Source organism: Chryseobacterium sp. Y16C (genome assembly GCF_022488405.1).
In the GTDB taxonomy this organism is placed as follows: Bacteria; Bacteroidota; Bacteroidia; order Flavobacteriales; family Weeksellaceae; genus Chryseobacterium; species Chryseobacterium geocarposphaerae.
In genome coordinates this window covers 1760400-1785308 of the sequence record NZ_CP092711.1, presented here as the reverse complement: position 1 = coordinate 1785308, position 24909 = coordinate 1760400, and the positions used below count along the sequence as shown (strand labels likewise).

Here is a 24909-nt window from a genome sequence, read left to right as displayed (position 1 = left end):
TCAAATTTATTTCAGGAAATCTTTGTCTTGATAGGAAGGATTAGGATATTTATAAAATCCTTCACCACTCAGAACACCTAATTTTCCCTTATCAATATAATCTTGTTTTAATTTTTCAACGGCCTTTATTTTTAAAGGGTCCTTTGTTTCTTCAGCTTCCATTTTGTTGATATTATAAGCTGTGTTAATTCCCACAACATCTAAAATTCCAAACGGACCTGTAGGAGCTCCGGTAGCTACCATCCATGTCTTATCAATTGTTTCAACATCTGCAACTCCATCCACCCAAAGATTGACAGCTGCACCAAGCAACGGAACAAGAAGTGAGTTGACGATATATCCCGGCTGTTCTTTATAAATAGGTAATGCTACCATACCAATAGCTTTGGCAAATCTGATCACAGAATCAAATACTTCCTGCGAAGTTTCAGGATGACGCATTACTTCTCCGGTATTATGCTTCCATATTTCATTGGCAAAATGAAGAGCTACAAATTGAGGAGGTCTTCCTGTAGCTTCGGCAAACTGGCTCGGAAGAAGAGTGGAAGAGTTTGTTGCAAATACTGTTTTTTCCGGAGCCACTTGGGAAAGTTTGTGATAAAAATCTATTTTAATATTGGGGTCTTCAGGAACTGCTTCTATCAGAAGATCTGCATCTTTTACCGCTTCCGCAAGATCAGAAGTATAGTTGAGGTTTTTGAAGGTTGTTTCCAATTGTTCAGGTGTCGCATGTAAATCCTTTTGATAGGCTTCACTTAAAGCCTTGAACTTACTTTTGGCTTTTTCCAATACGTCATCATTGATATCATAAACTGTAACCTTAAATCCGTGATAAGCGGTCTGAAAAGCAATTTGATATCCTAATACGCCACTTCCTGCTATTGTTATATTTTTAAAATCCATAAGTTTGGTCTTTGTGTTAAGAATGTTGTTTTAATTTTATAATGGTTAATTACCCTTTTATTCCTTTAATCCAATCCTGGAATTTACCAACCTGTTCCATAAAGAAAGATTCATGCTCTTCTTTTTCTTCAGGACGGTCAACCAGTATATGTTCAAAGTAAGTATTTTTCAGGATTTTTCTCAGAATCCCTTCTCCCAGGAATGGTTTATAATCATTCAACGCCTGGGTAGCCTTTAACAAATGTCTGATATCATACTGCAACGGATTGATATCCGGAACCTGCTTGTTGAGGTTAAGAAGATTATATACCGCTATTCTGGCTGTTCTTACTGAGCTTTCCATAGTAAAGACAACATCATTATTGGTTTCTACGAACTGCCCAACCAGACCTAAATTGGTACAGCCTTCAGGAACTACCCGCGGACGGTCTCCCTGGGCTCTCGGCATAAACATAGAAGTGATGTAAGGCATAAATGCGGTACGGATGATTGTATTTTCAATAACGTTATCTAATTGGTCTGTTATTCCAAGATGATAGCATAATTCTGCAAGGATCTCATTTCCGGTACATTCCGGCATTGTTTTTTTAATATGATTTCCCTGTTTGTCCATCAGTAATGCATATACCCATACTACAAGAATATCATCAGGCTGTGTAGGGAAATGTGGCTGTCTGTTGCAGGTGAAACTCATCACCCAATTAGAGTCTGTAATGGTGATGATACCTCCGGTAGCTGTTTTTCCGGAATAAGGATCATTCACACATAGTTCTTTTAATTTTTCTGTAAAGGCAGAAGGGCGGCATGTTAGGGTAGCAGATTCCCATGAAGATTTTTCAATATGGTCACAGAATTTTTCAGGTTTTCCGAAAACTTCAGATTTCGCGGCAAGGTTTTTCCACAATTTCCATCCGGCACTTTGTCCCGCACTGCTGTTGTCTATGGTTACTTCAGGAACCGTTGTGTTATCCCCGTAGAAAGTACTTTCCGTCATAGATCCTGTAGTTACAATCACATAATCATCTTTACCGATTGGGATTCTTACTTCTTCTCCATTTTGTTCAGTAATGATACCTTCCACTGTTTTTCCTTCAGTATTGATATGAACATCCAGGTCTTTTACCAACGTATCAAACTGTATCTGTACACCTTTTTCTACTAAGAAGTTTTTCAAAGGCGTAACAAAAGTATCGTATTGGTTATATTTAGGAAATACAAGGCATGAAAAATCTTTCATTCCATCTATAGCATGAAGGAATCTGTGCATATAAAGCTTTAGCTCCAGCAAACTGTGCCAGTTTTCAAAGGCAAACATAGAGCGCCAGAAGAACCAGAAATTACTATTCAGGAAGGATTCTGAGAAATAATCTTCAATGCTGAGGTCATCAAGTTCTTCTTTTTTCTTTAGTAAAAGCTTGATGATAGCCAGCTGATCTTTTTTCTCCAATCCGAATTTGCTGAAATCCTGGATCTGTCCCTGATTATGAATTAATCTTGCTTTGGAATAATTAGGGTCATTATCATTGATGAGACGGTATTCATCCAAAACGCTGTAAGGAGCAGGTAATTCCAGAGCAGGAATATCCTGGAACATATCCCATAGATTTTCGTAGGTCATATCCATTTCACGTCCGCCACGGATGATATATCCATCCTTTGCATTTCCGGCCCCATCCAGTGAACCTCCTTCTATGGAAAGCTGGTCAAGAAAAATAATATTCTTACCGGGAACATGCCCGTCACGAATAAAATAATAGGCAGCAGACATCCCTGCGATGCCGCTTCCGACAATATAGATTTTACTGTTTTCGTAGGATTGTAAAGGAATTCCTTTATTTCTTTGATAGTTTCCGATCTGGTCTGAAAAAGGCATTGTCTTTTCAGGAGTATTAATCTGAACTTCCTTGCTTGAATCCGGTTCGTGATTTACTTTTCCAAACTGGTCAGAGGTCTTTAAAACTTTGTCGAATTTTGAATTGATCGTACTCATTTTATCTTGTTTTTAATGAACATTATAAAGGTACTTCTATTCAAAATGCGGTATATATCCCTAATGTCAGAATTAGTATCCCGAAATTCCTAAGACTGGATATTTTCAGTTATTCTGTACTCAGAAGGAGAAACAGAAGTATGTTTTTTAAAAAAACGGCCAAAAGCAGAGGCAGAATTAAACTGAAGTTCAAAAGCAATTTCAGAAATAGTGAGTTCCGGATTTCCCAACATCACGTAAGCTTCCTTCAGTAACGCTTCATCTATAACTTCGTGAGGGGTCTTCCCGCTTGATTTTTTTATGATCTCAATAAGGTATTTGTTGGAGATACAGAGCTGTTCAGCATAAAACTGAACTGTTCTGTGTAGCCGGATATTATCACGGATCAGGCGGCTGAACTTCAGATAAAGATCTTTTTTACCTTCTTCTTTCTCAGGATCTGTAGAATGTTTAGCATCGAGGATTTCTGCAGTTTCCAAAAGAAGATTGAAAATAATGGTACGAACAATTTCTTCAGTAAATTTGCTCTGTTTTTTGGATTTTTTTTTGAGGTAAGCTAAAAGGTTTTGAAGTATCAGAGAGTTTTTAGGAGTGGTCTTTACAATACTGTATGAACCTTGGGAAAACAGGTTCATTTTCTCAATGATAAAAGGGTTCGATATATTTTTAATCAGGAAATTTTTGTCGAAGAACAATAGTTTCATCATGAAATCCTGACTGGTTTCCAGGAATTTTATAATAGTTGACGGAGCTGCAATCAGAATACTATGAGCACCTGCTTTATACTGATGGTGGTCTATTTCAACACTAACTTCTCCGGCGGTACAGACGCAGAGCGCATAGTAATCCATTCTGAAAGGAACTTTAGGGAATTCAAAAATGGGTTTGCCGGACGAGATATAGTAGGATTGTCGGCAATCGATATTGTAAAAGGAAAGAGTATCGTGTAAGTTCTCGTAGGTTACCATTTATGTTTGGTTGTTTTTTTAGATTGAGTACTGAAAAAGACTGCTAACACTGCAATTTACGAATTTTTATACATGTTTTTAAACTTTATTATATCTGAAATATTCGTTTTATAGGATGCAGTTCATTGTTTATTTTTATGAGCGTTATTTATAAAAAACTTTAAAAAAGGTGTTTGAGGCTATTTTTACCTAACTTTGAATTTTCAAAATTTCCCTCAAAATATTATTGTGAAACTAATAAACATATACACGAGTTCTTTCAAAGGACTCTCACAGGAGAGTTGGATGTTAGCGTTGGTAATGCTCATCAACAGGGCAGGTTCTATGGTACTTCCGTTTTTGGGAGTTTATATGACTGATCATTTGAAATTCAGTATAGAAAATACGGGAATCGTTCTCAGCTTTTTTGGTATAGGGTCTGTAATTGGATCGTGGCTGGGAGGCTATATTACTGATAAAATCGGAGAATATAAAGTTCAGTATATAAGTTTGCTGCTGAGCGTTCCTTTATTTTGCTTAATTCCTGTTTTTAAAACAGAAATTGGGGTAGCAACAATTATTTTGCTTCAGAGTATCATAAGTGATGCATTCCGCCCGGCAAACTCGGTAGCAATTACAAAATATGCAAAACCGGAAAATATAACCAGAGCATTTTCATTGAACAGAATGGCGGTCAACCTAGGATTTTCAATAGGTCCTGCTTTGGGTGGAATATTGTCAGCAATTTCTTATGAATTTTTATTTTTTTCCAATGCATTGGCGGCTTTATTAGCAGGAATACTCTATATTATATTTTTCAGAAAACGTAATAAAATTGCTAAATTAAAAGCTAAGAAGGTAAAAGAAGCGGTTGAAGTAAAGAAAGAGAACTCGCCGTACCGTGATGGTAAATTCCTGATATACTGTTTCTTTTGTATGCTGTTCTCTATTTGCTTCTTTCAGTTATTCAGTACATTAACGATTTTCTATAAAGATACAGCGAAACTGAGTCAGCAGAATATAGGATATATCTTAGGATATAGTGGTTTTCTGATTGTATTGCTCGAAATGGGGTTTGTACAGATTGCCGAAAAGTATTTTAACCTGGCCGTAACAATGTTACTGGGAACCTTTATTTGTGGGTTTTCCTATGCCATGATGGCGTTTGATTACAGCATGATTACTTTGGTTATTTCCATGACATTGCTTTGTATAGGAGAAATCTGGACCTTGCCTTTTATGTCGACCATTACAGCGTTGAGATCCGGCAAAAACAATAAAGGAGCTTATATGGGATTAAATGGAATTTCATTTTCCGTGGCATTTATTGTCACTCCGTATTTGGGAACTTTAATTGCTGAAAAATTCGGATTCAATGTGTTATGGGTTGGAACGGGAATATTGGCTACAATTATTGCCATTGCTTTTTATTTTATTGTTCCCTGGCTGATTAAGGATAAAAAAGAACTGGAAATTGAAGGATAAAAACTAAACTTTATACATAAGACAAGCTTTTTAAAGCTTGTCTTTTTGATGTTATCTAAACTTTATAAATAGGTTAGAATTTTGAAAGAATGTGTTTCATAATCATTTCGGCATGTACTCTTGAATTTTCAATAAACCAGAGATGGGTATCCTTTCCGCCACACACCACACCGGCAAGATATAAATTGGAAACATTGGTTTCCATGGTTTCAGGATTGTAAAGTGGATTTTGGGAGTCACCCTGTAGCTCGATTCCGGAGTTTTTCAGAAAATTAAAATCAGGAAGATAGCCAGTCATAGCCAATACAAAATCGTTTTCAATTTCATTGATTTTTCCTTTTTCATCTTTAAAAATGACAGAATGCTCCTTAATTTCCATCATTTCTGAATTAAAAAAAGCTTTAATGCTTCCTTCAGCAATCCGGTTTTCAATATCCGGTTTTACCCAATATTTTACACTTTTTGAAATCTCAGAATGACGGATAATCATGGTAACTTCCGCTCCTTTCCTATAAGTTTCCAATGCTGCATCTACTGCAGAATTACTAGATCCTATCACCACAATTTTCTGTTGGGCGTATGGATAAGGCTCCGTATAATAATGTTTTACTTTAGGCAAATTTTCTCCCGGGATATTCATCAGATTCGGAATATCATAAAATCCCGTTGAAATGATCACATTTTTAGAGAAATATTTTCCCTTGGATGTTTCAATTCTAAAAATTTCATTTTCTTTAGACACCTTTTCAACCTTTTCATACAAATTAATATTTAAATTTCGTTGTCTTGTAATTCCCTGATAGTACTCCAAAGCTTCCTGTCTGCCGGGTTTTGGTGCCGTTGATATAAAAGGAATATTATCAATTTCCAGTTTTTCTGCGGTTGAGAAGAATCTCATGTATAAAGGATAATTATATAAAGAATTTACAATGGTCCCTTTTTCAATAATTAAATAAGTAAGATTGTTTTTTTGAGCTTCTAATGCACAATTCAGTCCGATGGGACCTCCGCCGATAATAAGAATATCCAAAATTTCCATAGAACAAAAGTACAAAAAACCACTTTCAGTGATATATAAAAAAACTATAGAAGTAATCATCGATCTGTATCTTATCGTCCAGCGATCGGATATGGCATTGCTTTTGGTGAATTTTTTACATCAAACATTAAAAAATATGAAAAAACTATTTGCTTCATTACTTATTCTGGGCGTAATTGCCTGTAAGAAAAATCCCGAAAAGTTTATCAATGACAAAACAGATTCTACTGAGTCTGTAAAAATGGATACTACAAAAGTTACTCAGGTTGAGGTAAGTAAAGATGAGGCTTTAAAACAGCTTAATGAAGAGATTATTCAGGCTCTAAAGGATAAGGATTATAAAAGGTTTTCCGATTTTATTCATCCGGAAAAAGGAGTGCGTTTTTCGATGTATGCTTTTGTAAACCCTAAGGAAGATAAAAATTTTTCCAAATCCGATTTTATAAAATATCAACCGACTAAAACTCTCTTTACATGGGGAACATTGGATGGTTCTGGTGAGCTTTATAAAGCTACCATAGACAGTTACCTTACAAAATGGGTGTATTCAAAAGATTTTGCAACAGGGCAGGTTGCTTTTAATGAGTTCTTAGGGAAGGGGAATTCACTGAACAATCTGAAGGTAATCTATCCAAAAGCAGACTTTACGGAGAATTATATGAAAGGATCAGAAGCTAATGCTGAGATGGATTGGAAAAGTCTTCGTCTGGTTTTAGAAAAGCTTAACGGAAAATACTATCTGGTTGCGGTAGTAAATGATCAATGGACAATATAAAATACTGACGCAAAGATTTAATCTGATAAATCTTTGCGTTTTAAAATTTTTAACCCAGTATTTCAGCCAATTTTTTGGTCAGATTTTTTCTGGAGAACTGCTCAATATTCTGAGTGTTTTCAGCAAGGTTTCCGCTTTTCCACAGGTCAAACTTTTCTAAAATAAAGCTCTTAATACTTTCGGAATCATCATAACTGAAATGTTTTCCCGCTTTGGTTTCATTCAAAATTGTTGAAACATCGGCATCATCCGGTCCAAATGAAATAATCTGTTTTCCGGTTGCCAGATATTCGAAAATTTTCCCTGGAATAATTCCTTTGGATGATTCCTTTGGGAAATTGGTGATCAATAAAAGCGATGAATTCGCCATTTCCTCAATAGCTTTGTCATGAGACAGATAACCCAGGTTTGAAATATGCGTTTTTAAACCTGAATTTTCAATTTGATGTAAGATTTTATCATCGACCCTTCCTGCAAATTTTAAACTAAAGTTCTCGGCAAAATCTGAATTTGTCTTTACTAGATCATCAAGTGCTTTCCAAAGATTCTCGGGATTTCTTAATTGCTCTAAAACACCTATGTAGCTTAGTGTAAATTTCGTTGTAGATGTTGAGTTGTTGAGTTGTTGAGAGATTGAGTTTTCAACAGTCGCTTGAGCATCTTTACGATGTAACGACTTAACATTTAATTCAACATCAAATCCATTGGTAATACAAACTGCATTGGCTCCATTTTTTCTGAAATTTTCTGCATCGGTATAACTTGTTGCCAAAGTGATATCGGCATTTTTGAAAACTTGATTTTCTAATTGACGGTGTTTCTGATCTGAACTTTTGGTAAGTTTTAAATGCTTATAATAAGAAATTTCCGTCCATGGATCACGGAAATCAGCAATCCATTTTAAATGGGGGAGTTTCTTTTTTAAATTTAAACCGATCAAATGTAAAGAATGTGGTGGACCGGAAGTCACTACAACATCAATTTTGTTTTCTTTTAAATATTTCTCAAGAAATTGTACCGAAGGTTTTACCCAGAAAACACGCGCATCGGGAATGAAAAAATTACCTCTTACCCAGATCGAAAGCTTTGATTTCCAGCTTTGGTTTTTACCCACATCAAATTGCCCGGCTTTGAATTTTTTATTGCTTTTATTCAGCTTTTCTGCAAGCTGATAAGGTTCCCAGATTCTTTTTTTAACAATTTCAATATTTTCAGGAACGTCTTTTAATAGACTTTCATCCAGTAAAGGATAGCTTGGATTTTCCGGAGTATAGATGATAGGTTTCCATCCAAAATCAGGTAAATATTTTGCAAACTTCAGCCACCTTTGAACACCAGGACCTCCCGCAGGAGGCCAGTAATAGGTGATGATCAATATTTTTTTCTGTTCCATTAAGTTCTAAACAGTTTCAATAATTTCTTTCTTCTTGTTTTTATTCAAAAGGAAAATTCCGAGTCCGCTTAGTATGATGAACATACCGAAACACAGAAAAGAGATCCATTTTCCTTTTTCAATAACTTCCGGTTCAAAGATCATTCTTATGCTATGGTTTCCTGCAGGAACATGAACCGCACGAAGAAGATAATCTGCCTTGATGTATGGAACTTCTTTTTCGTCCACAAACATTTTCCATCCATGAGGATAATAGATCTCTGAGAATACGGCCAACTGAGGCGTTCTTGATTTGGATTTAAATTCAAGTTCATTCGGTTGATATTCCGTTAAGCTGATTGTTGCAGCAGAGTCTGCTTGAACAGGTTTATTGTTGAAATATTCTTTATCAGAAGAAGCGATTACCGCTGTTTTCTTGTTATCAATAATCCCAATAGATTTGATTTCTTCATTCGGACTGTTTACAAATTTTAAATCACTTACAAACCATGCATTTCCGTTGGCTGTAGGATTTGGAATCGCCTGAGGCTGTTCCGGTGATCCCACTACCCAATATTTTGCATTCAGAAGGTTCAGGATATTCGGAACTTTTACAGAATCCATTACCTGGAAATATTCGTTGATGACATCATCATATCTTCTTAGTTTTACGGCGTGATAGCCTCCGATTGAAGATTTGAAATAAGAAGTATTGGTCTCGCTGAATGTTCCTAAAATATTATTGAAAATTCTGTAATGCGTTTTGTCTTTTTCAGCAATAGTTTCAAGCGTTTTGTTGACATTTACATTGGCAATAATCGATTCCAAATTCGGGTTACCCTGAACTTTTTCAGCCAGAAGATCTGAACTTTCAGTTTGGAAAGGATTCTCTGCAAAAATCTTGTCTACATAGTTTTCGTCATTTAAATAACGTTTGTTAACTGACCATAGGTCAAATAAACTTACCACTCCAATAACAACTAAAGCAATATTCTGATTCAGTTTTTTCTTTAAGCTTAAGAATAAAACAATAACAGTAATTGCGACATAAATAAATGCTTTAATCGCATCTATTCTGAATAATTTAAATCGTTCTTCTGTAAGATAATCCAGCAGGAATGGAGGTAAATAAGCCTGTTCATTATCGGTATGGAATCCTAGCAGAGATTTACCAAAAACAAGCAGGATTAAGATCAATCCTAATATTCCTCCACCTACATATGTAAGAATTTTTTGTTTGTATTCTTCCGTCAGTTTTTCGTCCGTAAAGAATTTATACAGCCCTATAATTGCAATTAACGGGAACAATAATTCAACAACGACTAAAATAGAGGATGGGGCTCTAAATTTATTATAAAACGGTACAAAGTCTATAAAGAAATCTGAAAGTGCCATGAAGTTGCTTCCCCACGCCAAAAATATAGTCAGAATGGAAGCTCCTAAAATCCAGTAACGGTATTTTTTAGAGGCAAAAAAGAACCCTAAAACAGCTAAGAAACAAACAATAGCTCCCTGATATGCAGGTCCCGAAGTTCCCGGCTGATCTCCCCAATAGGTAAGGCTTCCGAATCCTTTGGAAATTCTGTCATATTCTGCCTGAGAATCTACATTTTGCTGAACCAGTTCCTGGATTTTGGCCATCATTTCCTTTCCTTCCGGCTCCTGACTTCCGCCACCCATTAATCTTGGGATAAAAAGATTTAAGGTCTCCAGTTTTCCGTAGCTCCACATCAGCATACTTTCTTTATCCATTCCTGAATTTCCTCCAGTATGGCTGTCGTTGGTTAAGATCTGTTTTCCACGAACCGTTTCTTTGATGTATTCAGAGTTGGCCATGATTCTTTGAGAGTTCATTCCTACTCCAATTAAGCATGATATTGAAACGATTCCTGAAGAGATCAGGAAGTGTTTAACTTCAGTTTTTTTCTGAATAACTCTTATTAATTCCGAAATAAATAAGAACCCTAATGCAATGAATAGGTAATAGGTCATCTGAGGATGGTTTGCCGCAATCTGAAGCCCCATGAAAAGCGTAGTGACAATGAATCCCCAAATGTATTGTTTCCGCATGTAAACCAGTAAAATCCCAGCTAAGAGTGGCGCAAAATACTCAAGTGTATTGATTTTACCATTGTGCCCTGCCGCAATGGCAATATAAAAATAGGTAGAAAGCCCGAAGAATGTTGCTCCCAGAAGGGCGTATTTCCAGTTTCTGACTACCACCATTCCTAAAAGAAAAAAACCTGAAAAAAGTAAGAAAATATAATTGACGGGTCTGGGAAGAATGTTCAGATAACTGTCAATTTTCTTAATGATATCACCATTAAATCTACTTCCCATCTGGTAAGTAGGCATTCCACCGAACATGGAGTCGCTCCAGTAGGTTTCATTGCCTGTATTTGCTCTGCAGTCCAAAAGCTCTTTTGCTCCTCCTCTGTATTGTACAATGTCATGCTGGAAAAGCTGTTTTCCTGTGAAAACAGGAGTGGAGTATAAAAATGCTAAAACTATAAAGACAGCTAATGAAATTGCAATATAAATTAAGTTTTTATTTTTCGCCATGCTGATGGTTATTATCTTTTATTTTCGGAATTATTACCTTTTATCTTTGCTCTCTTTTACTTCTTCAAAATCTACGGTTTCTGCATCCCAGTTAAGATTCTGTTTTCCTTTGTTTGAACTATGAATGTCCTGCTGTTTGTGGTTTGAGCCATTATTATTGTTAAATCTGTAACTGTAAAAAGTTTTAAAGAAAATTCTTTTCAGAATGTTCCAGACAAAGAAAATAATAATAGCAGAGAGTACTAACTCAAGAATGTACTTCATAATTTTTGATTTTTGTTCAAAGTTTAAAATTCATGATTTAAAAAATCACTTCCCTCAAACTCTTTCTTTTCTTATTTACCGGAAGGGTTTACCATTACAGAAGAGTTTGAAACGCTTTTCATCGACTGAGATTGTTTTCCATCTGAAATTGTTTCAATCTGTGATGTTTTTACATTGATGTTCTGGTTGGTAATCCATCCTGTATTTTGGTCAAACTTAATAGTCCCGTTTTGAACAAGCTCGCTGCTCATGCTGTGCGTAATAGGACCTTGAGCCTGTTTTTCTGTCTTTTTAGGAATTCCTCCTGAAATAGAAACCTCTACAATACCGTTTCCTGCACTTTTCAAAGTGTAGTTAGACGTTACTTTTATTTTACCATTAGGATCTGCGTTTTCACTGCTCGTCCATTTTTCTCCTATTTTTACCCCTTTTTTAGGAATAAGGGTTAGGTTTTTTGAAAGCTGGTCTTTTAATATTTTTTCGTTAAAGCTTTCTTTTAAATTGGCTGTTACACCCGCTTTCTGAGTTGGATCCTTCACTAAGGCTCCCACTGCATTAGCTACTTTTGTGTAGATAGGCTCGAAACCTGTAATTGAGATCACATTTCCTTTGGTGTCCATTTTTACATTCAGCTTATTGCTGGTAAGGGCTCTGTTAACAATCCAAAGCATCTTGAGTTCTTCCTCTTTAGGTTCCGGAAGTTTGGTATCTACCACCAATGTTTTCCCCTGAGCTGACTGTGAATTTCTTTTAGCGACAAGATTCAGAGTCATATCATATACATTTCCTTTAATGTCATTCACTACAAAATTCATCTCATCAGTAGACTCACTGGTTGCAGTGATCGACTTTCCTTGTGGATCCGTCATCGTCTTTACATCTCTTTGGTAAGTAGTAAGCGGATAGGTTTTCCCTTTTTCTAATTTAAAAGATTGTTTAAAGATTCCTAATGAGTCTTTAATAGCCGGATTTGCCTCTACATTTACTACAGAGTCTGCCGGAACTTCTACAGTAACGGTTTTGCCAGTTTTAGGATCTACTTTTGTGATGGTTGCGGTTTCTTTTTTGTTACAAGAAACCAATGCTATAGTTGAAATTAGCGCTAATGCTGCTATATTTTTCATTTCAGATTTTTTTAAGTGTTGTTGAATTAATTTGCTGCTGTGAATTTCTGTCTCACCGCTTCATATAAAATGGCTCCACATGCAACAGAAACATTCAGAGACTGGGTTTTTCCTTCAATCGGAAGTTTAATTTTATCATCTGCATGATGAAGCACTTCTTTAGAAATTCCTGTTTCCTCATTTCCCATGACAATGGCACAAGGTTCTTTGAAATCTACATCATAAATCAGCTTTTGGGCTTTTTCGCTTGCTGCATATACGGAAATTCCGCTCTGTTGAAGGAAATCTACCACGTGCGCTAAATTCGGCTCTTTACATATTTTTACATTATAAAGTGCTCCTGCAGAAGTTTTTATCGCGTCAGAATTAATTGGAGCAGCTCCTTTTTCCGGGATAATCACAGCATCAACTCCTACACATTCCGCCGTTCTGCAAATGGCTCCGAAATTTCTTACATCCGTTAGTCGGTCCAGAATCAATAAAAACGGAATTTTTCCCTCTTCAAAAAGTTGAGGAACAATATCTTCGATTTTATGGAACGGAACATCCGAAATAAAAGCAACAACACCCTGATGATTTTTTCTTGTAAAACGGTTCAGTTTTTCAACCGGCACATAGTTGGGACGGATTTTATTTTTAGCTAAAATGGCTTTTAATTCAGCATAAATAGGTCCTTGCAAAGCATTTTGCACGAAGACCTTGTCAATCGTTTTTCCCGCTTCAATAGCTTCAATCACGGGACGCAGCCCGAAAATAAAATCGTCTTTTTTATCTGTCATTTTGATAATTTAAATAATAAATGTCAATTGTCAATTTTACTTCGTAAGTCAAGTTGGTAGTGTTAAAATTCACATTTCACTATTGACTTTCGCAGCAGAATTGCCTTTTTAACTATCTTCCTTTTTCTCCTAAAATTGCTCTTTTCTGGGCCATTACATATCCGTAGTGTAAGGTTTCATGCATATTGTTAAAAATAATGGCATCCTGAATGCTTTTCAGATCCATCCCGAAACTTGTGGTGTAAGGTGTGTAATCCGAAAAGAAATCGCTGTCATAATCTTTCATTAAAATCTTTGAAGTTTCAGTCAGTAAAAATTCCAGATCTTCCACCTCCGATTTTTGTACATCCAGATTTGGTAATGTTCCTTTTTTGTAGGTTTCGATCCAGTATTTATCTATTCTGAAAGGATTTCCGCTCAGATAATAATGCAAAAGCTGTTGGGTAGCAACAGTATGCGCAATGTTCCAGTATATATTATTGTTGAAACCGTCAGGAATCAGCAAAAGGTCTTCGTGAGAAGTGTTTTGGAGGATTTCCAGAAGGTTTTTTCTTACTTGTCTGTGAGCTTGAAAATGATAATTCATTTTGCAAAAATTTTAATCACCAAAAATAGTTTAATAAACTGGAAATGACAATTTTTGTACGGTAGATTGAAGCAAAATTTATATATTTTTATGAAAAAATAGAATAATTATATTGAGTTTTAAGGTTTCAACTATTTTGAATCTCGCATCAGTGCTGGAATATTTAACAAACTTTAACTCAAAAATGGCATCTATTGTGTTGATTAATGCAAGTATTTATTAGAAATTTACCAATTATTTTAAATTAAGTTATGTCAGATACATATCAAGCAGAAGACATCCGTCAGCTGACGGAAAAAGTAAAAGAAAAAAACTACTTATTTTCTCTTCTGAGACAGGAAATCAATAAAGTGATTATCGGCCAGGAATATATGATAGACCGTCTATTAGTCGGACTTCTGGGGAATGGCCACGTTCTTTTGGAAGGTGTTCCGGGTTTGGCAAAAACATTGGCAATCAAAACATTGGCAGATGCTGTTCATGGTGATTTTTCAAGAATTCAGTTTACGCCGGATTTGTTGCCTGCAGACGTTGTTGGAACAATGATTTATAATGTTAAAGACAATGATTTTTCAATAAAAAAAGGACCTGTTTTTGCCAATTTTGTATTGGCGGATGAGATCAACCGTGCTCCGGCAAAGGTGCAGTCGGCTTTGCTGGAAGTAATGCAGGAAAAGCAGGTGACAATAGGTGATGAGACGATGAAGCTTCCAAAGCCTTTCCTTGTATTGGCAACGCAAAACCCGATCGATCAGGAAGGAACTTATCTTTTGCCGGAAGCTCAAAGTGACCGTTTCATGCTGAAATGTACCATTGATTATCCGAAATTTGAAGATGAAAGAACGGTGATGAGAATGGTTTCAACTGCGCATCAACCTACAGTAAAGCCTGTGATTTCTTTACAGGATATTGTAGATGCAAAAGAGCTTATCAATCAGATTTATCTTGACGAAAAGATTGAAAAATATATTCTGGATATGGTTTTTGCGACTCGTTTTCCTGAAAATTACGGTCTTTCGGAACTTAAAAATTATATCGGTTTCGGAGCTTCACCAAGAGCATCGATCAACCTTGCGATTGCTTCCAGAGCGTATGCATTCCTTAAAGGAAGAGCGTTTGTGATTCCTGAAGACGTAAAAGAATTGGCAAAAGATGTACTGAGACATAGAATCGGTTTGACCTTTGAGGCGGAAGCGGAAGAAATCTCAACAGAAGAAATCATCAATAGAATTTTAGCGAAAATTCAGGCTCCGTAATGAGTGAAGTGAAGATTAGAAAGGCAGTTCAGGAAGATTGTGCTCCCATGTTGGAGCTGATCAAAGAACTGGCTGATTATGAAAAGGCTTTGCATGAGGTTACTTTAACTTTAAAGCAATTTACTGAAGACGGATTTGGAAATTCTCCTGTTTGGGGAGCTTTTGTGGCTGAATATAATGGGGGAATCGTTGGGATTTCATTGTATTATGACAGATATTCAACATGGAAAGGAAGAAGATTATATCTGGAAGATTTGGTGGTGACGGAAAAACTGAGAGGCCAACAAATCGGAAAGAAATTATTTGAAGCAACTATGGAACATGGGAAATCCAATCAATACAGCGGAATGGTTTTCCAAGTGTTGAACTGGAATGAACCGGCGATTAATTTCTATAAAAAATACAGTCCGAAATTTGATGATGAATGGTTTAATGTTTCAATAGAATTTAAATAGGTTGAAATGAGCTGTAAGTTTCTCAAACTTAGCCTTAGTTTCAACCTTAAAAAATAATGTATGCAGATAAAAGATATTGTAAAAAAAGTCAAGCAAATAGAAATCCGTACCCGAAAGAAGACGGAAGCTACTTTGATGGGGCAATATCACAGTGCTTTTAAAGGACAGGGAATGACTTTCTCGGAAGTTCGTCCATATCAGTTTGGGGATGAGATCCGTAGAATTGACTGGAATAAAACAGCACGTTTCCGTGAACCATTCGTAAAAGTGATGGAGGAAGAAAGGGAATTGACGATGATGTTGCTGGTAGATATTTCTGCTTCGATGGATTATGGAACAAAAACTCAGCTAAAAAGAGAATATGTTGCCGAAATTGCGGCAAGCTTGGGTTTTTCGGCGGCAGGGAATAATGATAAAGTGGGATTGATTTTATTTGCAGATAAGGTATATAAAGTAATTCCTCCACAAAAAGGAAGAAAACATATTCTTTCCATTATCAGTAATATTCTGACAGCAGATTATGTTCCTGCGGTTTCAAGAATTGACAAAGCCATGGAATACATGATGGGAATTTTCAAAAGAAAATCCCTGGTATTTCTCTTCTCGGATTTTGAAGATGAGTATGATTCCAAAATGCTGAGAGTGGCTTCCAAAAAGCATCAGTTGCTGGGAATGAGGATTTTTGATGAAAAGGATAATGAAATTCCTGATGTTGGTTATACTTTATTATATGATGCAGAAACAGGAAAGCAGGTTTGGGCAAATACTTCGAGCGCAAGATGGAGGTATAATTTCGCAGAAGCTCAAAAACAGAAATTAAGAGCTTTAGAAGAAGATTTTGCTAATAGTTCTGCGAGTTTTATGAATATCAATACAGGTTCGGACTACTCAAAATTATTGTATAATTATTTTCAAAAGAAATAAAAAATAAACGTTCTATTGTCATTCTGAATGTAGCGTAAAAGAAAGATTCTTCCTTCGTCAGAACGACAGATGAAAGGTTAAAATTTAAAGATAAAATTGAAAAAACTACTATTCATATTGTGTTTTTTAATCTGTGCAAATGCTTTTTCACAGATACTTTCTTCCAGTGTTGAGAAGAAAACCATTGCTTTGGGAGAACTCAATCATATTGTTATCACCATTAATAATTTACATGATAAAAAAGTTTCTGCTGCTCCCGAGAATGAGCTTCTGCCTTTTCATTTTGAAGAAGTAAAAGACAGTATTGCCCAGACGAAGGATATTTATTACCGAAGAATTGAATTTGCAGTATTTGAAGAAGGGACTTTTAAAATTCCTGAACTGGAGTTCAAAGTGGATGGAAAGATTTTAAAAACGATTCCTTATGAAATAGATGTCATTAATACGGCGAAAAAAGGCGATCAGATTAATGATATTATGAACAACAAGGAGGTAAATCTGGAAGTAAAAGATTACTGGGAGTTGTATAAATGGTATATTTTAGCCGCTTTATCGGTTATTGCTTTAATCATTGCTATTATTATGTTCATTAAATGGGGCAGAAAGACGAAAGATTCTCCAGTAGTAGCGACCAACCAGACTTTGAAAGAGCTTGATTCTTTAAAAAAGAAAAAATATGTGGAAAGTGGAGATTACCGTTCATTCTATGTGGAGCTGATCGATATTTCCAGAAAATTTATTTCCAGACAATACCATTTGCCTGCAGATGTGTTATTGACGGATGATTTAATTGATTTGATGAAGAAAAACAATACCATTTCTCAGGAAAACGAAAAAGTCGTGGAGGAAGTCTTCTTGCGCGGAGATCTGGTGAAATTTGCCAAAACCTTTCCCGATCAGGAAGCAATGGAGAAAGATTTTGCAAATATCAGAGAATTTGTGAAAAGATCTTCAAAAGATCTGGAATTTGAAAACTTGAGAAAGGATGTTTGATTTTGAATTTTATAGTCCGTGGTTCTTACTTCTTTTCTTATTGTTTATTCCTCTTTTGTTTAAAGATATAAGAAAGCAGAAAAGAAAAGGAATTAAAGTTCCTACCGTAAAAAATATGAGCAGTAACAATGGTATTCTGCCGGTACTTTTTTTATTGAAAATATCGAAGTATATCATTCTTTCCGCTTTGATCATTGCTATGGCAAGACCTAGAACCTTTACCATTTCTCAGGACAGAGACGATACGAAAGGAGTCGATATTATGCTTTCCGTGGATGTTTCTTTAAGTATGTTGGCAAAGGATTTAACTCCGGACCGTTTAACGGCTTTAAAGGATATTGCAGTTAAGTTCGTTGAAAAACGACCGAATGACAGAATAGGGTTGGTTGCCTATTCCGGAGAAGCGTTTACCAAAGTACCTGTAACTTCCGATCATCAGGTTGTTATAGATGAGCTGAAAAATCTGAATCCAATGGAGCTTCAGCCGGGAACAGCAATCGGAGAAGGACTTTCCGTTGCGGTTAATCATCTTAAAAACAGTAAGGCAAAGAGTAAGATCATTATCTTAATGACAGATGGTGTCAATACGATTGAAAATGCGATGCCGCCACAAATTGCCGCTGAGCTTGCCAAAAATAATAATATCAAAGTGTATTCTATTGGGATCGGAACAAATGGATATGCTTTAATGCCTACACAGACTGATATATTTGGTGATTTGGTATTTACAGAAACTGAGGTTAAGATTGATGAGCCTGTTTTGAGAGAAGTTGCACAAATGACGGGAGGAAAATATTTCAGAGCAACTTCAAATTCTGGATTGGCAGAAGTATATGATGAGATTAATCAATTGGAAAAATCTGATATCAAGGTTTCCAAACTATACAATTACGAAGAATATTTTAAGTTTTTTCTCTGGATTGCATTGGGGATGTTGTTTTTTGATGCTTTGTTGAGATGGGTGTTTTATAAATTATTGAGCTGATGGATTGGTATTTAGGAAATTACTGGTATTTGTTGTTGCTTTTGCTATTGCCGTTTCTGGCCATACTGCTGATCCGTTTTTTTAAATGGAAAAAGAAAAGGAGAGAGGTATTTGCCGAGGCTCAGTTTCATGAACAATTATTTGAAAAAAGTTCCGGATTTACAAAATTTTTTCCCGCCTTATATCTTTTAGGAACTCTGTTTCTTATTTTTTCTATCATTGATCTGCTAAGTGGTTCCAATGAAGTTGAAACCAAGCAAAGGTTGAATAACATGATCTTTATGCTCGATGTTTCCAATTCTATGAATGCGGAAGATGTGGAACCCAACCGTTTAACAGAAGCTAAAAACGTGATAATAAACACGATGCAGAAAATGAAAAGCGATAAAGTTGGAGTAGTGATCTTTGCCGGGGAAGCAACTTCTATCATGCCTTTGACAACCGATTATTCTTCTGCGGAAACGTATATTAGCGGCATTGAGACCAATTCTATGCAGATTCAGGGAACAGATTTTCTGAAAGCGATGGAAGTGGCTGCAGAAAAGTTTAAAAATGTAAGTAAAGGAGCTCGAAAAGTGGTTTTACTAAGTGATGGAGAAGATAATGAAGGCAACGATGCAGCTGCCATACGATTGGCCAATAAAGAAGGAATTGTGGTAACCACTGTAGGAATCGGAACAGAAGAAGGAGCTCCTGTTCCTGAATATTCTTTTGGGCAGTTAATGGGGTATAAATCTAACATAAACGGAGAAACCGTAATCTCTAAAAGACAAACGGAAGCTCTCCACAAAATAGCTGAATCGACAGGTGGAGATTATATTGACGGAAATAATATCAATGAAACCCCCAATAAGATCCTTGATATTCTGAGTAAAAAATCATTCTCTTCGGAAACGGTTGTGAAATCGCAAAATGCTAATCATTATTATCAATATTTCTTGGGAGTTTCAATTTTATTCTTCTTTTTAATTTATATATTTAATCCTAAAAGAGATTTTAATGTTTAATTTTTTGTTTAGTATACAGGCTATTAAGTTGTACTTTAACCCAATTTTAACAAATTAGAATCTGTTTATTAACATATAAAGGAATAATTTTGCATTTGATGAATACTAAAATCATTTTTTTATCGTTTATTTTTGTCTTAAGCTTTTCAGGCTGTTTGTTCGGACAGGAGAGTTACAGAACTCTGGTGTATGAAGGCAATCAAAAATTTAATGATAAAAATTATGAGGGTGCATCTTCCAAATATATGGAAGCGGTAAAACAGAATAATAAAGATTTTACAGCTCATTATAACCTGGGAAATGCTTTATATAAGAGCAAGAAATATGAAGAAGCAAAGGCAGAATTTGAAAAGGCGAAAGCGCTTTCTCAGACTCTTCCTGATAAGGCAGCTGCTCTGCATAATTTAGGAAACACTTATATGCAAATGAATCAGCCCGAAAAAGCGGTCGATTATTATAAGCAATCCTTAAAACAAAATCCGAAAAGCGAGGCAACAAGAAAAAACTATGAAATTGCCAAACTGAAGGAAAAAGAAAACCAACAAAAGAAAAACCAGCAGAATAACTCAGGCAAAGGAGGCGGCGGTGACCAAAAACAAAATGATGATCAAAACGGAAATCCTAAAGATCAAAAACAGGATCAGGGAAAAGGCCAGCAAAATAAAGGGAAAAATCAGGAAGGAAATAATCCTGATCAGAACCAGAGTAATGAAGGCAAAATTCCAAAAGATCTTGAAAATGCCATATTAAACAAAGTAAGCGAAAAAGAAAAAGAAACCGCCAGAAGAATTTTAAATAAAAATTCTTATTCGATGCCGCAAAGCAACGAGAAAGATTGGTGATGAAGCAAAAGCTTATCTACATATTACTCCTATTTGTTTCCATAATTTCTTATGGACAGGTAAACCTTTCTCTGGAATCTGATAAAGCCGAGTATAATGGACGAGAAATTATTAATCTTACCATTGTGCTGGAATTAAATGGCGGAGATCTGGAACAGCAATCTGTATTTCAATTGCCGGATCTTTCCAAATTTACCATTATAGGTAGCGGATCTGTAACCAACAGCTTTATGGATCCTTTGACCAATACGGTCATTACGGAAAAAATTACCCGATTGGCGCTTGAACCCAAAAAGAAAGGAAAAATAAGAATTGGGTCGGTTCTCGTTACGGTAAGTAACAAAATATATAAGACAGAACCTTTTGATATTGTTATAAAGGATATTGATAAAAAATCTTCTGCTCATATTGCGGCACAGAATGAAGTGTTTCTGAATATGGAAATTGAGGATAGGGAAGTTTATCAGGATCAGCCTACTATTGCAGTGTTAAAAGTATATTCAAGAAATATAGACAACTTAAGAAAGGTTAGGAATATACAGCTTCCTCAACAGGACAATATCAACGTACATCCGGTACATTTTAGAAAGTCAGAGATCGATCCTTCTGATATGGGAGGGAGTATGGCTTCACAGGTAATTGCTGTTTTTATGGTTTTTCCTAATCATGCAGGTTATGTAGAAGTACCAGCTGTTTCTGCTTCTGTAAATACACTTTCAAGCAAGAATAAAATACTTTCCAATAAGGTAAAGCTCAATGTAAAGAAACTCCCTGAAGGAGCTCCCGGAAGTTTTAAAAATGCTGTCGGAAACTTTAAGGTAGATGTTTACTGTCCAACCGCAGGAAAAACGGAGGTGGAAAAACCGATGAATGTAGTGGTAAAAGTTTCAGGAGAAGGTAATATCATGGATATGAAATTGCCGGGTATTGAAGTTTCTCAGGACTATGAGTTTTTTAATCCGAAAATTACTTCAAAGGTTTACCCTGGAAAAGTGGGAATGAAAGGCGAAATTTTCGCAAATTATATTGTAATTCCTAAAAAACAGGGGGCAATTTCAATTAAAACCGAAGAGTTTTCGTTTTTTGATCCTGAAAAAAAAGAATATGTTGAAGTTCCTGTTGCACAATTAAGTATTCATTCATTTTCTCATGAGCAGATGATGGAATCCCGCTCTACGGTAGAAAAAGTTAATGAATATACCAATAACTTTTTAGAGACGGTAAATACTCCGGTTTTAAAAACAACTTCATTTAAAGTAAAAGAAAAAAATAAGTTTAACTGGAATGTCCTATTTGTAAATATTGCCATTCTGCTGAGTTTATTTATTGCTTATCTGGTATTTAGAAATTGGCAAAAAAAGCGTTCTTTGGTTAGCAAAACAACATCTACACAGTCTTTAGGTTCTGTGGCAGAAACGGAGGAAGAAATCCGGACTATGCTGAAAACAGATATTACGGATTATTTTAACTATTTGAAAAACCTGAAGGAAAACAACGATTATATTAAGTTTTTTGAAACGGTGGAAGAACTTGACTCAGAAGTCAGAAATCAATATTTTCAGAGTTCGACAAAGGATTTTACGATGTTTTTAGAGAACTATAAAGGAAATCATATTGCGGAGGAATACAGAACTCTTTCACAGAAGATTCAGATAGAAAAATATGCTCCGGTAAAATCTGAAGAAGGAATTGATGAGCTATATAATACAATTGTTAAATTATATTCCAGTATTAGCAAATAATTAATTATTTTTCATATTTTTGCGAAATTCTTAATTTAACGTCATGGGAGTATTTGAAGATTTTTCTATTAAAGAGATTATTACCTGTTTTATGGTACTTTTTGCCGTGATTGATATCATTGGTTCTATTCCTATTGTAGTAAGTTTACAGCAAAAATTCGGACAGATTGAAGCGAAAAAAGCATCCATTACAGCAGGTGGAATTATGCTTGTTTTTCTTTTTGTAGGAAACAAAATTCTGAAGTTTATCGGAGTGGATGTCAATTCGTTTGCCATTGCAGGTGCCTTTGTCATTTTTATTATTGCATTGGAAATGATCTTAGGAATTGAAATTAATAAAACATCTGAAGCAAAGTCGGCATCTATTGTTCCTATTGCTTTCCCACTGGTAGCAGGAGCGGGGACTTTAACGACCACCTTATCTTTAAAAGCTGAATTCCATGATATTAATATCATTTTTGGAATCATTCTCAATACAATTTTCGTATATTTGGTGCTGAAATCTGCTACTTGGCTGGAAAAGAAAATGGGGGAAGCAACATTAGCTATTTTACAGAAAGTTTTTGGAATTATTCTTCTGGCGATTTCAATCAAATTATTTACCGCAAACTTTGCCCAATTGGTGCAGAATTATATTAATTTTTAAAAATTATGCAGAAGTTTTATAAAGTATTTTTGATCGTTTTCGTTATCATTATCGGAATCAATGTATATGCAATAGATTTTAACACAGATCTTTTATCAGAAGATAATCTGAAGTTCGTTTTCTCTATTGGAGCAGGAGTTATAGGGTTAATATTACTTTTTGTAATGAATACCTGGAGTAAAATCGGAGTAAGAAAATAATTATTTTTTAATTATACCATCAAATATAAAACCTCTTTCAGTCTGAAAGAGGTTTTTGTTTATGATTATCACTAAATATAAGCTTGCCATTTTGAATGGAATGAAGAATCTCTCTCAATTTTATTATGTGAATCTTTAAAAAATGTGAATTTAAGAAACCACAAGATTTTTCAGCACAGCTTCCGATTTCAGTTCGGTTTCTATCCACTCTTTTTCCGGATTGCTTTGAGCGGTTATTCCACCTCCCACAAAAAGATGAACGGCATTTTTGTAAAGTTTGGAACAACGGAGATTAACAAAATACTGGATACTTTCTTCGGTTTCTATTTTGATATAACCTGCATACAATTCGCGTGGGTATTTTTCCAATTTCTGGATGTTTTCTTTACAGAAATCTTTCGGAATCCCACATACAGCCGGGGTAGGGTGCAATTCCTGAATGATAGTATCTAAGTCTTCTGGTTGTATTTTTATTTTAAAATCTGTTCTGAGATGTTTTATATTTCCTGAAATATGATCATAGGTTTCAGATTCATCAAGAGTTCCGGAATATTTTTTTAAAATATCTCTGATGTAGCTTGAAACAGGCTTTTGTTCATCAATTTCTTTCTCAGACCAGCTTTCTGAGACAGGAAGTGTTCCGGCAAGACTCATTGTTTCAAAAATATGGGTTTGTTTATTGAATTTTCCCAAAACTTCTGAAAAAGCGCCCATCCACGAATTTTCACCATTGATTAAGATATAGCTGAATGCATTTGGATAAGCATTACAAATGTTTTTAAAGCTTTCTTTAAGGGCAATCTGATTAAAATCGGTAAAGATTTTTCTTCTGGAATAAACCAGTTTGGGAAGTTGGTTGTCTTTGATAACTTCAATTACCTGATCCAGATTATTCAGATATTCATCTTTGGTTTCTGGCGTAAACTTATTATTATCTTCTTTTAAATCATTACTTGAAATTGTTATCTTATCGAAATTGCCTTGATTTATTTCAACAATTTTTCCGTTACAGTCGATTTGCCTTAATCCGTCAAAAGAATAAAAATTGATATGGTTTTCACTTGAATTTTCGTCTGTCGAATAGAATTTTTCGTCGAATGGAAATTTGAAATAGATCATTATGTACTACATTTTTAAAATCAGATCTTGGAGATGATGTAGGAAATTCCGAAGTTGATTTTACTTTCTGCAAAGGTATTATTAGTCTTAAAAATGTCAAAATCAAATGTGCTGTTTTTTAGCGAAATGTTTTTCATTTGGTAGTGTTGATATTCCACAAAAAAAAGAAAACGTTTTAAAGCCCTATATTGTAGTCCGAATGAAAATCCGATGTTGGTTTGCTGACTTTTAAAGTCTTCCAATGAATTCAAAACATTATTTTCAGGAACCAGAAATTGCATCTTATATACATTGTGATTGGCTAAAATACCGGCAAAAGGGCGAATATTTTTCCATTCATAGGTAATTTTTAACTGTAAAGCGTATTCAAAATGTTTATTGTTGAATCTTTGAAATAATAAAGGCTGTTGGTTTTTGGTAAAATAAAATCCATTGAGAATGGTATCTTCTTTATTGGCATCCAGATCAAAAGAGGAATTCCAATGATAAACATTTGCGGAAAGTATCAGAGATAAAGGAGAAGCAAATAAGTTCCTGGAAATCCAGAGTCCCAAATTTTCGCCGAACTGTTGCTTATTTTCGGATATAAATGCTGCCCAGTCGGAGTTTTTAAATCCTATCCCGGCTTCCACACCATATTGGAATGTATTGAAGACTTTACGTTTTATCTTTTTCTCGGACTCTTGTTTGCTGATATTTTCCTGGTATATGTCTTTTATTTCCTTTTGAGAAATCATTAACGGAGCTATAGCCAGATTGGCTGATTTTAGCCGCAAAGGTTTTTCCAGATAAACCGTATCGTGTACAATCACTTTTTCATAAATATATACCGTATCTATTTTTTTCTTTTTTTGCGCCCATGAAAAGTTGATTATGATGAGAGAAAAGAGGAAAATAATCTTTTTTAAAAACAT

The 24909-nt window shown here is 35.2% G+C and carries 24 protein-coding genes; 12 read left to right on the top strand and 12 right to left on the bottom strand.

What is annotated here, in order from left to right; translation table 11 throughout:
- Positions 1-6: 6 nt before the first annotated feature.
- The 3 genes from MKS83_RS07870 to MKS83_RS07860 all read right to left on the bottom strand — a co-directional run bounded on the left by MKS83_RS07870 (position 7) and on the right by MKS83_RS07860 (position 3861).
- The gene (locus tag MKS83_RS07870) at positions 7-903 is read right to left on the bottom strand and encodes a 3-hydroxyacyl-CoA dehydrogenase (RefSeq protein ID WP_240582697.1); all 897 of its coding nucleotides are present in this window, start codon (positions 901-903) and stop codon (positions 7-9) included.
- A 49-nt stretch (positions 904-952) separates the two neighbouring features.
- Positions 953-2893, bottom strand: a complete 1941-nt coding sequence (locus MKS83_RS07865; RefSeq protein WP_240582696.1) for an oleate hydratase — start codon at positions 2891-2893, stop codon at positions 953-955.
- 89 nt (positions 2894-2982) lie between these two features.
- A complete protein-coding gene (locus MKS83_RS07860) occupies positions 2983-3861 on the bottom strand; it encodes a helix-turn-helix domain-containing protein (protein ID WP_240582695.1) in 879 nt (292 codons plus the stop codon).
- A 285-nt stretch (positions 3862-4146) separates the two neighbouring features.
- Between MKS83_RS07860 and MKS83_RS07855 the strand changes: the two genes are divergently transcribed.
- Positions 4147-5325 carry an MFS transporter gene (locus MKS83_RS07855; RefSeq protein ID WP_410679598.1) on the top strand — a complete coding sequence of 393 codons (1179 nt, stop codon included), beginning with the start codon at positions 4147-4149 and terminating at the stop codon, positions 5323-5325.
- A 73-nt stretch (positions 5326-5398) separates the two neighbouring features.
- On the opposite strand, the gene MKS83_RS07850 is transcribed toward MKS83_RS07855, so the two are convergent.
- The gene (locus MKS83_RS07850) at positions 5399-6364 is read right to left on the bottom strand and encodes a YpdA family putative bacillithiol disulfide reductase (RefSeq protein ID WP_240582693.1); all 966 of its coding nucleotides are present in this window, start codon (positions 6362-6364) and stop codon (positions 5399-5401) included.
- A 136-nt stretch (positions 6365-6500) separates the two neighbouring features.
- Here MKS83_RS07850 and MKS83_RS07845 point away from each other — a divergent pair, with 136 nt between their 5' ends.
- The gene (locus MKS83_RS07845) at positions 6501-7139 is read left to right on the top strand and encodes a hypothetical protein (RefSeq protein WP_240582692.1); all 639 of its coding nucleotides are present in this window, start codon (positions 6501-6503) and stop codon (positions 7137-7139) included.
- 49 nt (positions 7140-7188) lie between these two features.
- Here the strand turns inward: MKS83_RS07845 and MKS83_RS07840 are convergent, their stop codons facing one another.
- From MKS83_RS07840 to MKS83_RS07815, 6 genes are all read right to left on the bottom strand, one after another.
- Positions 7189-8532, bottom strand: coding sequence for a glycosyltransferase (locus MKS83_RS07840; protein ID WP_240582691.1), 1344 nt, complete (start codon positions 8530-8532; stop codon positions 7189-7191).
- A gap of 6 nt (positions 8533-8538) precedes the next feature.
- A complete protein-coding gene (locus MKS83_RS07835; RefSeq protein WP_240582690.1) occupies positions 8539-11073 on the bottom strand; it encodes a hypothetical protein in 2535 nt (844 codons plus the stop codon).
- 33 nt (positions 11074-11106) lie between these two features.
- Entirely contained in the window at positions 11107-11337 is a 231-nt protein-coding gene (locus MKS83_RS07830; RefSeq protein ID WP_100376319.1) for a hypothetical protein, read from the bottom strand.
- Positions 11338-11408: 71 nt separating this feature from the next.
- Positions 11409-12461: a DUF6263 family protein gene (locus MKS83_RS07825; protein ID WP_240582689.1), complete on the bottom strand. Its 1053-nt coding sequence runs from the start codon at positions 12459-12461 to the stop codon at positions 11409-11411.
- Positions 12462-12487: 26 nt separating this feature from the next.
- Positions 12488-13240, bottom strand: coding sequence for a 23S rRNA (guanosine(2251)-2'-O)-methyltransferase RlmB (rlmB, locus tag MKS83_RS07820; protein ID WP_240582688.1), 753 nt, complete (start codon positions 13238-13240; stop codon positions 12488-12490).
- A 112-nt stretch (positions 13241-13352) separates the two neighbouring features.
- A complete protein-coding gene (locus MKS83_RS07815) occupies positions 13353-13826 on the bottom strand; it encodes a DinB family protein (protein WP_233111608.1) in 474 nt (157 codons plus the stop codon).
- A gap of 251 nt (positions 13827-14077) precedes the next feature.
- Between MKS83_RS07815 and MKS83_RS07810 the strand changes: the two genes are divergently transcribed.
- From MKS83_RS07810 to MKS83_RS07765, 10 genes are all read left to right on the top strand, one after another.
- Entirely contained in the window at positions 14078-15082 is a 1005-nt protein-coding gene (locus MKS83_RS07810) for an AAA family ATPase (RefSeq protein WP_100376314.1), read from the top strand.
- Positions 15082-15537 (top strand): GNAT family N-acetyltransferase, encoded by a 456-nt coding sequence (locus tag MKS83_RS07805; RefSeq protein ID WP_240582687.1) that lies wholly within the window; start codon positions 15082-15084, stop codon positions 15535-15537. Before MKS83_RS07810 ends, MKS83_RS07805 begins: the two co-directional genes overlap by 1 nt.
- A 60-nt stretch (positions 15538-15597) precedes the next feature.
- Positions 15598-16461 carry a DUF58 domain-containing protein gene (locus MKS83_RS07800; RefSeq protein WP_039367278.1) on the top strand — a complete coding sequence of 288 codons (864 nt, stop codon included), beginning with the start codon at positions 15598-15600 and terminating at the stop codon, positions 16459-16461.
- Positions 16462-16557: 96 nt separating this feature from the next.
- Positions 16558-17454, top strand: a complete 897-nt coding sequence (locus MKS83_RS07795) for a BatD family protein (RefSeq protein WP_240582686.1) — start codon at positions 16558-16560, stop codon at positions 17452-17454.
- Complete coding sequence (locus MKS83_RS07790) at positions 17447-18439, top strand: VWA domain-containing protein (protein ID WP_240582685.1); 993 nt, start codon at positions 17447-17449, stop codon at positions 18437-18439. The genes MKS83_RS07795 and MKS83_RS07790 overlap by 8 nt, the downstream gene beginning before the upstream one ends.
- Positions 18439-19446 carry a vWA domain-containing protein gene (locus MKS83_RS07785; RefSeq protein WP_240582684.1) on the top strand — a complete coding sequence of 336 codons (1008 nt, stop codon included), beginning with the start codon at positions 18439-18441 and terminating at the stop codon, positions 19444-19446. The genes MKS83_RS07790 and MKS83_RS07785 overlap by 1 nt, the downstream gene beginning before the upstream one ends.
- Positions 19447-19544: 98 nt before the next feature.
- The gene (locus tag MKS83_RS07780) at positions 19545-20288 is read left to right on the top strand and encodes a tetratricopeptide repeat protein (protein WP_240582683.1); all 744 of its coding nucleotides are present in this window, start codon (positions 19545-19547) and stop codon (positions 20286-20288) included.
- Positions 20288-22030: a BatD family protein gene (locus MKS83_RS07775; RefSeq protein WP_240582682.1), complete on the top strand. Its 1743-nt coding sequence runs from the start codon at positions 20288-20290 to the stop codon at positions 22028-22030. The genes MKS83_RS07780 and MKS83_RS07775 overlap by 1 nt, the downstream gene beginning before the upstream one ends.
- A gap of 43 nt (positions 22031-22073) precedes the next feature.
- Entirely contained in the window at positions 22074-22676 is a 603-nt protein-coding gene (locus MKS83_RS07770) for a MarC family protein (RefSeq protein ID WP_240582681.1), read from the top strand.
- A gap of 5 nt (positions 22677-22681) precedes the next feature.
- Positions 22682-22876 carry a hypothetical protein gene (locus MKS83_RS07765; protein ID WP_100376305.1) on the top strand — a complete coding sequence of 65 codons (195 nt, stop codon included), beginning with the start codon at positions 22682-22684 and terminating at the stop codon, positions 22874-22876.
- Positions 22877-23026: 150 nt separating this feature from the next.
- Here MKS83_RS07765 and MKS83_RS07760 read toward each other — a convergent pair whose 3' ends face one another.
- Positions 23027-23995 (bottom strand): chorismate-binding protein, encoded by a 969-nt coding sequence (locus tag MKS83_RS07760; RefSeq protein WP_240582680.1) that lies wholly within the window; start codon positions 23993-23995, stop codon positions 23027-23029.
- 20 nt (positions 23996-24015) lie between these two features.
- Positions 24016-24909, bottom strand: a complete 894-nt coding sequence (locus MKS83_RS07755; RefSeq protein ID WP_240582679.1) for a hypothetical protein — start codon at positions 24907-24909, stop codon at positions 24016-24018.